Below are 10,219 nucleotides of genomic sequence, written 5' to 3' on the forward strand. Positions count from 1 at the left end.
AACATGCGAAGGATCGCACACCAAAGCGGACGTTCCTTTGCCCTGGCGCTCGCGGGCTTTGTCCTTTGGCTGCTTATGGCAACGGAAGCCTGGGCCAACACGCGGCTGGCCGTGATTGGTTCGGACGCCGACAGCGACCTTATCGCGCTGCTGACCGCCCGGTTTTCGCAATCGCCCGGCGTGGACTTGGTGGAGCGGGAAGAGATTCAGCGCATCGCCGCCGAGCACAGTTGCAGGCGCTCGCTTCCCGGGGCGACTTCAAGCAGACCGGGGCGCTACTCCATGCGCAGGGGCTGATCGTCCTGACTCGCGAAACCCGATCCAAGCGGCCTGTGGAAATGGCCCGGCTGATTGCCGTGGAGCCCGGGGTGGTCGTGGACGCCATCGCTTTTCCCGTCTCGGACAAAGCGGAATCCGATGCGGCGCTCCTTCATGCGAGATTTGGGCCGTTGATTGAGAAAGTCCGTTTGCCATCAGGCCAAAACGCCGTGGCGATTTCGCTGCTCGGGCTCAAGTTCGATGTAGATTCCCTCCAAGCCAAAGCCGTGGAAAACCAGCTCAACCGGCTCATATCGGACCGGCTGATCCATGAGCCGGGTTTCTTTGTGTTGGAGCGTTGGAAAATGGAATCGCTCGTTTGGGAGAAAAGCCTGACGGCTACCCCAGCGCCGTTTTGGACGGGGAGCTATTTGATGGAAGGAGCGATTCACCGGCAGGGGAAAATGCTGACGCTTGCGGTGCGTCTCAAAAAAGCCGATGCCACCGCAAAGGAAATTCGGCTATCCGGTTCGGAGGAAGATCTGGCGGGCATTGCCGACGAGCTCGTGAGCCAAATCAAAAAAGAACTCGGCTCGCAAGGGGCGGCGTTGGCGTGGGATAAAACTGCCGAAGCGGAAAATCAGGTCCGCCTCGCCGAATGGGCCATGGCTAATGACTTGCCTGGCGATGCCGTTTCCGCCGCTGAAAGCGCCGTTGCGCTCGGCTTGGCCGAACCCCGCGTGGAGACGCTCCGGATTCGGGCCTATTGCATGGTGGCCTACCCGGATGATTTGCTGGTCGGCTCGCATTCCTATGCTCCGGCGAAATTCAAAAAGGAAACGGCGCTGCAAAGTGTTGAAGCCGCCACCGAGGCGGTGAGGCTCTTAAATTGGTTTACCCAAAAATATTCCACCGTGCCCAAGCCGTGCAACTTTACGCTGGAGCACCCGGAATATCTCGCGCCTCGTGTTTTGATGATGGCCTTCCGCGTCTTGCGTGGGGCGTACGAAAGCGAAATTTACGTCGAACATCCGGCGGAGGTCGCGGCATTGCGCGCGGAGGTCCGGCAAGTGGGCGGCCTGCTCCGCCACGCCAAACCGGAGGGGCTTCCTCCCAAGATGGACTATAACGTCAACGCTCCCTACTGGACGGAAACGCCGGCGGAAACCCTTGCCGTTTACCGGCGTGCGCTCGCACGGCCCATGAGCCCCGCTGGGGTGTTCGGCACACCAGAACATCTCCGGGAGGAGTGGGGGACAAGATGGTGCCATTATCCATCTCTTGATAATCCCAAACTGCCCAAAACGCACAGTCCGCTCCTGGTGGCGTGGACGCCAGAGGCGGAAAGGGAGATCCCCGCGCTTTGGAAAGCGTTTGTCGAGGAACTCAAAAATGCACCCTCACTTCAAACTCAAATTGACGGGCTGATGTTTGAGTATGCGACCACGGAACATCACGCAGAATTGTTGGGATCCATTCACGATTTAATCTGGAATCACCGCGCCGAAATCTTTGGCCCCGAGAGCCGGATCAAAATCAGCGGGATCCAGAATTCTCTTCGGGATCACCAAGCCGACAAGGGCTCATCTTTTTCGTTTTCAGCCAAGCTGCTGTGCTATCTTTTGGAACAGCGAGTCAAAACGGATATCTCAACGTGGAGTGAACTTCTCGATCCCACCCGCAACTGGACCGTTGAAGAGGCGCAAGCCGTGGAACCGTTGATTACTGGATATGAGCAAGCGCTCGCCGCGTCAGCGGATCAATCGGATCGGGAGCTTTTGCCTCACCTATCGAATTTTCACCACGTGCTTTTGCGCCAGTACCCCGACCTTGTCGCAAAAGAACAGGAACGGCCCGGCGAAATTTCCGTTGGACATTACTGGAACCTGTTCGCGCAGGATGCGCTGAAAAATATCCCGAGAGATTGCTATATCGAGCAGCCATGTTGGATCCAAGGGCGGCTCTGGTTTGCGATTGGAGAGGATCGCCGCATTTGCGGTGTCGCCCCCCAGACAAACGATCTCGTGACGTTTCAATGGCCGGAGAATCTTCACCTCGGAGAGCCGCCCATTGGCAGGGGAGGGCGTTCCTTCGATGTCACATCCACCGCTGTTTATCTTGCGGAACGGGCGGATGTGCTTTGCTATCAGCGCGCTACCGGTAAATGGAAGCGGTTCGATCTCCCTCCGTCCTTTTACATGGTTCGCGCCCATGGGAACGAGCTTTACCTGCCTTTTCCTCAAAACGAGCAGGGATGCCCCGTAGTGGGCAGCGGAATGCTGAAACTGACCTCCAGGGATGCCCCCTACGATGTTCTGTTTAGCAGCCGCCGGACGCCCGCCGTGAGCCCGCTGGACGGGAAATCGGCGAACAAACCGGAGGCCGTTGTGGATGACCGGCAGGGACACGTTTATTTTTCCTGGCTGGACCACACGATCCAAAAGCGGCATGGCTATATTTGGGAAAGCCAGGTTTATCAATGGTCCGAGGCGCAAAAGAGCTGGGAGAAGGTTTTCTTTACCGGTCGGCGGATTCAACTGAAAGACGAGCGCCCGGGAGCGTTGATCATGACGGAAGGGATTCGCGGCAGAAGTATGTCTTTTGGCAATTTTGACCAGATCGTATTGCTCAACCCCGACAGCGGCCAATTTGAACTTCTGCTTGAAAATCCGGAGGCAAAGCAACATCCCGTGGTGAATGCCCCGCGCTGGGAATTTCCCCAAGCACTCTGCAACGAATTGCCGGGATCAAACCGCCGTCACGAAATGGGATGGAATGCGAACGGTTCGCTTTGGATCATTTCCTATGACCAAAAGTATAGCGACTGGAGCGGGGCCAACTATACGTTGTATGCCTTCCTCCCGGGACAGAAAACGGCCATACAGATTCCGTTGCGGTTTGAGGTTCCAGAGCAGGATAAAAAGGATCTGAAAGGTGTTTTTTCCAACCCCAAATTCCCGGGTTGCATTGAAAAGCCGGCTCTTTTTTCCAAAGGCGTCTTTGCCACCGAAAATGGGCTCATTATCACGGCTCAGTTGACGCCCGGCTTCTGGTTTCTGCCTTATTCGGAGATCCCTCAACTCTCCCAACCCGCCGCTTCTCAATGAAATCCCGCCTTCTCCTGCTGACTTTTCTGCTATTAAGCCTGGCCGATGGATGGGCCGCGCCGCGCCTTGCCATTCTCGCTGACGAAGGTTCCCAGCCTCTGGCCGACCTTCTGAGCGCCGGGTTTTCGCAATCGCAGGGAATCGAGATGGTCGAACGGTTGGAAATTCAGCGTATTGCCGCCGAGCATCAGTTGCACGAACTCGTCTCCCGGGGGCATTTTCAAAGAACCGGCGCGTTTCTCCATGCTCAAGGGCTGATCGTCCTGACCTGCGATGCCCATTCCAAACCGGCGATGGAAGCGGCCCGGCTGATTGCCGTCGAACAGGGCGTGGTGATCGATACGATAAGCCTTCCCGTTTCCCAAAAAGCGGATTCGGATGCGGCGGCGATCCAGGCGAGGTTTCAGCCTTTGCTAGGCAAAATCCAGATGCAGCCGGGTCAAAACGCCGTGGCGATTTCGCTGCTCGGGCTCAAGTTTGATGTCGATTCCCTTCAAGCCAAAGTCGTGGAAAACCAGCTCAACCGGCTCACGGCTGACCGGCTGATCCATGAGCCGGGTTTCTTTGTGTTGGAGCGCTGGAAAATGGAATCGCTCGCTTGGGAGAAAAGCCTGACGGCTACCCCAGCGCCGTTTTGGACGGGGAGCTATTTGATGGAAGGATCGATTCACCGGCAGGGGAAAACGCTGACGCTTGCGGTGTATCTTAAAAAAGCCGATGCCAGCAGAATCGAATTTCAGCTTTCCGGGTCCGAAGAAAACCTCGGTGCGATGGCCGATGGGATAGCGACGAAGCTCAGGGCGGAACTGGGAATGCAGGGCGCTGTGGCGTTGCCTTGGGATAAAATCGCTGAAGCGGAAAACTTCGCACGGCTTGCCGAATGGGCCATGGTGAATCAACTCCCCGGCGAGGCCATTTCCGCTGCCAATAGCGCGGCGGCGCTGGGCCTCGAAACGCCGCGGGTGACTGCTGTTGGATTGCTGAATGCCATCCGGGTTTGCAGTTCCGCGCCACAGACGCCATCGTTTCTGCCCAACCTGCTTGGCTACATGCTGGATGCGCGTACAAAAACCGACATTCTTACGTGGGACGCATTTCTTCCCGGCAACCAGAAGTGGACGGAGGAGGACGCAAAGTTGTTGGAACCTAAGCTGACCGCGATGGAGCAATCGCTTCCCTCCAATCCGCCTTGCGTGGCGCAAAAAGGGCGGAACCGATCACCACGCCCGGCTCCGCCGCCGTCAGTCGCACGGACAGGATTTCGCTTTTGTCGACGGTTTCCTTGCCCAAAATCAAGAGGCCGTTTGCGTGCAGCAGCGAGGAAATGGAAAGCTGCTCCTGCAAATTACCCGCTTTTGAAAGTGCGTGTTCACGAAGAATGCGGTCCACCTCCGGCCGCTCTACCAAAGCAATTCCATCGGTTTGGGAAAGGATCGATGTCAGGATCGGCTCCAGCTCTTCGGTTGCAGCGGTGTTCAGAATGGCAATCCGCACCGTTTCCGCGTGGATAGCCACGGCCAAAAACAGCAGAAAAACCAGCGGGAGGAAACGGGATTTCATCGGGCAACGGCGGGTTGGGAAAGTTGGGGGATTTCCGCGTAAGGCAGGAACCAAAAACCAGGAGACATTTGCGCCGTAATGACAAGCCCTTGGGGCGTCGCAAAAAGCCCGTTGTCGGCCAGCAGCGGCCGATCAAGATTCGCCCCGCGCTGCTTGCTCCATTTTTGATCCTCTTCCGATAAAGTAAAGCGCAGCGGAATCTGCACCGCTGTTTTGCGACCGGGCACGAAGGCGAATAGCAGATACTCAGAGCCGTTGTTCTCGCCGAGCTTCTTGTCATAGGCCAGCACCCATAGCGTTCCGTTGTACCAGGCCATTTCATGGAAGCGGACCGCATTGGGGAGAATCCGGCATAGCTCCGGCGGGAAATCCCAGCGCGCGGGCGGTTTCAGCGGATGCTGTTCCGCATCGGGATTTTCCAGCAAAAGCTCGAACTTCCCGGTCTCAGGGTTCAACAGCACGATCTGCTCGAACCGTGCATAACCATACATGCTTAACCCGTCGGGCGGGTTCCCCCGGGTCATGATGAGCGCCCCCGGGCGCTCGTCCTTGAGGCGAATACCCCGGACGGAGGAAAACACTTTCTCCCATTCCTTTCCCTCCGAGGACCACCGGTAGACCTGGCTCTCCGAGCGAAGGCCGGGCGAAACGGTGCGATCCGGAATATCCCACCACCAAAAATAGACGTTCCCTTTTCGGTCCTCAAACATCCCCTGGGGCGTATTTTTGGACCTGCCGTCCAGCAGATTGACCGGGGGCGTCCGGCGGCTGCTAATGAGCACGTCGCAGGAATCATCGGTTGCGTTGAGTTTTAACAAGCCGCCGCCTTTATCGGGGCTATTGGAGCCAAGGGCCGGAAAGGTTGCATATAGCCCCGAGGCAAGCGCCCGCACGATGAACGAGTCCACGGGAAGAGCCCACCGTTTCGATTCTCCAGAAATACGATCCACCTGAAGCACCGTGGACCCGCTTTTGTATAGAATATGCTTCGTTGTGATCTCAACAGGCCGCATCTCATGCGGATTTTCAAGATCAACAACGTCTAGGGAAAAGGGGGCGATCCCGCACAAATGATCCCGCCCCCGGTGCCCCGTTGTAAACCAAAGTTTGCCCTCGCGCCACCCCTGCCATGCGATATCGGAATCCTTGGGGACCGCACTCAAGGCCGGTTGCGTTTGGGTGTTCCAGAAATGGCCAACCGCGATCTCTCCCGGCCGGGGAACCACTTGCGGAGCCAGCACGGGATATTGACGCCAAATCGAGTTATGAACGGAGGCGAGCTTATCGCGCAGTCTTTTTTCATCTTGATTGGGATCCCGAAAGCCTGGCGCAGGATATCGTGTCGCGGTTTACGCCGTTGCTGCGCAAGCTCAATGTTAAGCGCGAAGAGGCCGTGCCGATTTCGCTGCTGCGTCTGCGCTGTTCCGTCAAAACGCCGGAAACGCAAACGCTGGAAAATCAGCTCGCGTTTCTCTTCACCAACCGGCTGATCGCGCAGCCGGAGTTCTTTGTGCTGGAACGGTGGCGGCTGGGCGACGCACTTTTGGAGAAAGAGTTGGCCCACTCCGATGAGGGCGGATTTTGGAACGGTGCTTACCTTGTGGACGGCGAGATCGAGGCATCCGGCACGGTTCCCATGAAGGTGAACGTCAAGGTTTTCGCCCGCTCCCCGGAAGGCAAAGAAGTTCAAACCATCGAAGCGCAAGGGGAGGGGGGCCAACTGCCAGAACTGGCCGCCCTGCTGGCCTCGAAGGTTGCCTCGCTGATTGCAAAGCAACCCATTCCAGCGACAAGCTGGATGCCTGAGAAGGAGAGCCATGAATACGTGCGCGAGGCGGAATGGGCCTTGCAGGGCAATCTCCTGCCCATCGCTCGCGCGGCATTGGAATCGAGCGGAGCCTTGGGCAATCACGAACGGGATTATTTTCGGCTGGGCGCGAATATCTATAGTGAACTGGTCAATCGTGCGCATGAAAGGGATCTGCGCAAAAACCCTGAACCAATCCGCCACGCCCAACTGGCCCTGGATAGCTACGAGCGCTTCCTGGCCGCGCCGGCTCCCTCGCCAACGACGGATGGCAAGCCGAAACACTGGACCCAGTCCTTCAGGGAAAATCGCGAGTACGTCGCCATGGACGTTCTCAATACGGCTTCGGATGTATTGCGCGACGCGTTTAACCAGGGGCTTCGAACGGACCCGACGATTGCCGATATCCGGAGCCGGTCGCGCGAGTTGTTTGCGACCATCATGGCGTGGAAGTGTCAGTTTCTCAATCGCTCGGGAGCGCCTCATATTAACGCTGCGGCCTCCTACCCTTATTGGTACGATACTCCCGCCGATGCCCTGGGTGCCTGCCGTAAACTCCTGGCCGCACAGCCGCCGGAGGTTTCCGTGGGGCACATGGACCGGCTGCGTTACGCCTTGCTGCGTTGCGATGTCTCCGGCCTGGGGATGAATACTTACAGCCCCGTGTGGGATGTCAGAAACATTCCCCATCTGGTCGGTTGGAGCGGGCAAACGCCTGAAAACTGCGCCACGCTCTGGCGGGATTTCATTGGCACACTCCTGGCGTCCCCCGATGTGGGCGAACAATCCGATGGAATGCTGCTTCAGATTGTGGATGAAAAAGCGGCCAGCCCGGCGCATTTGCAGACGGCGCTCGAAAAATTATGGAATTACCGGGAGCAACTTCTGGCGCAACACAAAATCGGTCCGGTAGTCGCCACGCTCGACGCCTATTTGCAGCGGAACACCAAGCCGGGCCCGGATCAACCCTCCGCTGGATTCGACCACGCTTACCGGCTGCGCTGGCTGCTTTACTTTTTGGAACATTCAAAAGATGAAGATGTGAATTTGCTGGCGCTATGGGCGCAGGATGACTTCACCGAACAAGAAGCGGACCGCGTTTGCAAAGCGTTGCGAGGCTATCGCGAGCGGGCATCCGGTTCCAACTTCCTCAGAGCCTGCCAGGAAATTGAAAACAACTGGCTCGATCGCTATCCCAACATCCGACCCACGCCGCCGCCGGGAACTTTGCGGGTGACGCAATTTTTTCCCATTCCGGAGCTGTTGGAGGCAAAGGCTGCCAAGTGGGCGGTTCAAATCGCGCCTTGGGGAGACAAACTCTGGCTCTGCGTGACCACCAATGGGAACGCTTGCCGGGGGGCTCTTTATGGAGTCGCGTTATCGGACTTCAAGCGTAGCGATGCCATCGAGCTTCCGCCCTCCATGCCGATGCAGTTCAAGTCGTTCGATTATGACAACTTTGATGTGGGCGAGCGGGCCTTCTACTATCGGGCGTATGGCCAGGTGTCTCGGTATGATCGCGGTAAGCAGCTTTGGACCGCCATCACCTTGCCCGGCGACCGCGGCGGATGGGGATGGTCGGAGATTCTTCCCGAAGGGGACGACTTTTTTATAGGCCGCTCCTCCAATATGAGCCAGGACCACGTCTCGGGCGTTTGGAAATGGATCGCCGCCACAGGTGAATTCGAGACCATCTCCAGCAGTCGGCGGCGGCCCGCGCAAAACAAACTCGATGATTGCGGCGGCTATGGTAGCACGGACGTCTTTCGCGGCCCGCAAGGTCAACTGGCCGTCCGCGCCACCGGCTTATCCTATTTATACAATGCCGGGAGTGCCCAATGGGAACCGATTCCCGGCGTGGGTGGTAAAGAGGTTCACCTTACCTGGCATGGCGGCTCGACAACGACGCGACCATTCAGCCGGAACCGCAACTTGATCCCTATAACGGCTTTTCCCGAACCTTGCCGCCTGCGCCCAAAACCATGCTCGTGGAATTGGAAAAGCGCGCCAGCACCGCCCAAGGCTCCATCCGGGGCCAGTGGCTCTACTTGCGCGGCGCGGTTGCTTTCCACTATGGCGACAAAGTGGACGCGCAAACATGGTTTGAAAAAGTGCTCGCTGAATTCCCTGACCATCCCCGGGCCGAAACGGCTCTTTTGATGAAGGGGCGGTGTCTGCTCTCTGCTTCCCGCGCCCCGGGCTATGACTTTGACGAACGCACCAAAGACGGGAGCTTGCGCGATGCCGCCCAAGCGGCATTCGATGCATACCTCAAGAAGTATCCCGAAGGCCGCTTCGCCTCCGACGCGAAGGGTTGGCTGGGCGGCCTCGCTTGGGATGCCGAGGATTACCTCGGTTCACTGGAGTGGTATATCCGGCAAGCAGAGACGCCCGATCATCCCGAAGTGCTCAAATCCGTCGTACTGATGATCGAGAAAACGTTGCGGCGGCTGGCCGCGACCGAAGATGCGGAAAAGCGCAAGGCTGCTTTTGCTCTCGTCGCGGCCCACCCACAGGTGGCGATGGGGATGCTTTACCTTGTACTTGGATCCCCAGACGCGGCATTCCGTTTTCAATACCCGGAAGACCGCGAAACGCCGTCCATGCTGACGGACAAAATTCGTAAATGGAGGCAAACGCTCCTACCCGAGCTGGCTGCCGCCGTGGCCGCGCAACAACCCGCCTATCAATCCGAAGCCTGGCATCCCCGCTATCTCGCACTCCTCGTCCACGCAGCCAGTAACGCAGGAAAGCATGACGAAGCACTGCGCATTGCCGCGCTTGATCCCCAGCCCGAGGCTAGCGAAGACCTCAGCTTTGCCAAGGCTGTCGCTCTCCAGCGTGCGGGAAAGACAGCGGAGGCTATCGCGCAATACCGCCTGCTTCTCAAAAAATTCCCCGGCCATTATCCTCCCGGTGTGCCCGCTGCCATTCGGGAAAGGGGCGGCCATTACTATAATCCTCACCAGGAAAATCCGCTGGGCGACGCCGCCCGGATCCGCCTAGCCATCGCTCTGCGCGACAACCACCAGACAGGACTTGCGTTGTTGGAATTAAAAGCCTTGCAAGTCGAGCAGGGCGAAAAAACCTACGAAGAACCGTTCCGATTTTTGGCCGACTATACCTTCGCCTTCACTGACTCGGGCATCTATCCCAGCCTCTCCAATGCGGAACCGGAGCAGATCGCGCAGTTGACCGACACGTTACGCCATTTTGCTCCATTACCGGAGTTGGCGGCAGCGGCAGAGAAGACGGACGATCAAGCGTTTGCGTGGGATTTACGGGCGCTCATCGCCAAACGCGCATTGGCTCGCGAGGACTTCCTGACGGCGCGGCAGATGATGAGCGCGGCTCAGTACGGTCCGGCGCATCCGCAGCGTGCCCATCGGGCTCAAAGAGACGGTGCTGGTGGTGGAAGTGCCCCAATGTTATTGCCCGGCCTGCCAGAAGAGCTTCGAGGTCTCCCCCCCTTTGCTCGAGCCTACGT

Annotated in this window: 8 protein-coding genes and 1 pseudogene; 5 read left to right on the forward strand and 4 right to left on the reverse strand. The window is 57.9% G+C overall.

All coding sequences use genetic code 11. The features are described 5' to 3' along the window. Positions 1 to 3 precede the first annotated feature (3 nt). Together B2828_RS11490 and B2828_RS11495 are read left to right on the forward strand one after the other, a co-directional pair. Entirely contained in the window at positions 4 to 297 is a 294-nt protein-coding gene (locus B2828_RS11490) for a hypothetical protein (protein WP_479633885.1), read from the forward strand. Then, complete coding sequence (locus tag B2828_RS11495) at positions 231 to 3,365, forward strand: hypothetical protein (protein ID WP_479633886.1); 3,135 nt, start codon at positions 231 to 233, stop codon at positions 3,363 to 3,365. Before B2828_RS11490 ends, B2828_RS11495 begins: the two co-directional genes overlap by 67 nt. 32 nt (positions 3,366 to 3,397) lie before the next feature. Here B2828_RS11495 and B2828_RS11500 read toward each other — a convergent pair whose 3' ends face one another. The 4 genes from B2828_RS11500 to B2828_RS11515 are packed head-to-tail and all read right to left on the reverse strand — an operon-like array spanning position 3,398 to position 5,833. Next, positions 3,398 to 3,730: a hypothetical protein gene (locus B2828_RS11500; protein ID WP_479633887.1), complete on the reverse strand. Its 333-nt coding sequence runs from the start codon at positions 3,728 to 3,730 to the stop codon at positions 3,398 to 3,400. 48 nt (positions 3,731 to 3,778) lie between these two features. Continuing rightward, a complete protein-coding gene (locus B2828_RS11505) occupies positions 3,779 to 4,534 on the reverse strand; it encodes a hypothetical protein (RefSeq protein WP_479633888.1) in 756 nt (251 codons plus the stop codon). Beyond that, complete coding sequence (locus B2828_RS11510; protein ID WP_479633889.1) at positions 4,512 to 4,925, reverse strand: CsgG/HfaB family protein; 414 nt, start codon at positions 4,923 to 4,925, stop codon at positions 4,512 to 4,514. The genes B2828_RS11505 and B2828_RS11510 overlap by 23 nt, the downstream gene beginning before the upstream one ends. After that, entirely contained in the window at positions 4,922 to 5,833 is a 912-nt protein-coding gene (locus B2828_RS11515; RefSeq protein WP_479633890.1) for a hypothetical protein, read from the reverse strand. The genes B2828_RS11510 and B2828_RS11515 overlap by 4 nt, the downstream gene beginning before the upstream one ends. Before the next feature lie 431 nt (positions 5,834 to 6,264). Here B2828_RS11515 and B2828_RS11520 point away from each other — a divergent pair, with 431 nt between their 5' ends. The 3 genes and pseudogenes from B2828_RS11520 to B2828_RS11530 all read left to right on the forward strand — a co-directional run. Next, positions 6,265 to 8,892 (forward strand): hypothetical protein, encoded by a 2,628-nt coding sequence (locus B2828_RS11520; RefSeq protein WP_479633891.1) that lies wholly within the window; start codon positions 6,265 to 6,267, stop codon positions 8,890 to 8,892. Next, positions 8,844 to 8,987, forward strand: a pseudogene (locus tag B2828_RS11525) (hypothetical protein); the annotation flags it as partial. The gene B2828_RS11520 and the pseudogene B2828_RS11525, both read left to right, overlap by 49 nt. A 1,123-nt stretch (positions 8,988 to 10,110) precedes the next feature. Continuing rightward, on the forward strand, positions 10,111 to 10,219 hold a 109-nt coding region (locus tag B2828_RS11530; protein WP_479633894.1), incomplete at its 3' end, for a hypothetical protein.

The organism is Spartobacteria bacterium UBA695, assembly GCA_002298145.1.
Taxonomy (GTDB): domain Bacteria; phylum Verrucomicrobiota; class Verrucomicrobiia; order Chthoniobacterales; family Chthoniobacteraceae; genus UBA695.

Coding starts and splice junctions, on each gene's coding strand:
- B2828_RS11490 (WP_479633885.1), top strand. CDS start 4: ATGCGAAGGATCGCACACCAAAGCGGACGTTCCTTTGCCCTGGCGCTC.
- B2828_RS11510 (WP_479633889.1), bottom strand. CDS start 4,925: ATGAAATCCCGTTTCCTCCCGCTGGTTTTTCTGCTGTTTTTGGCCGTG.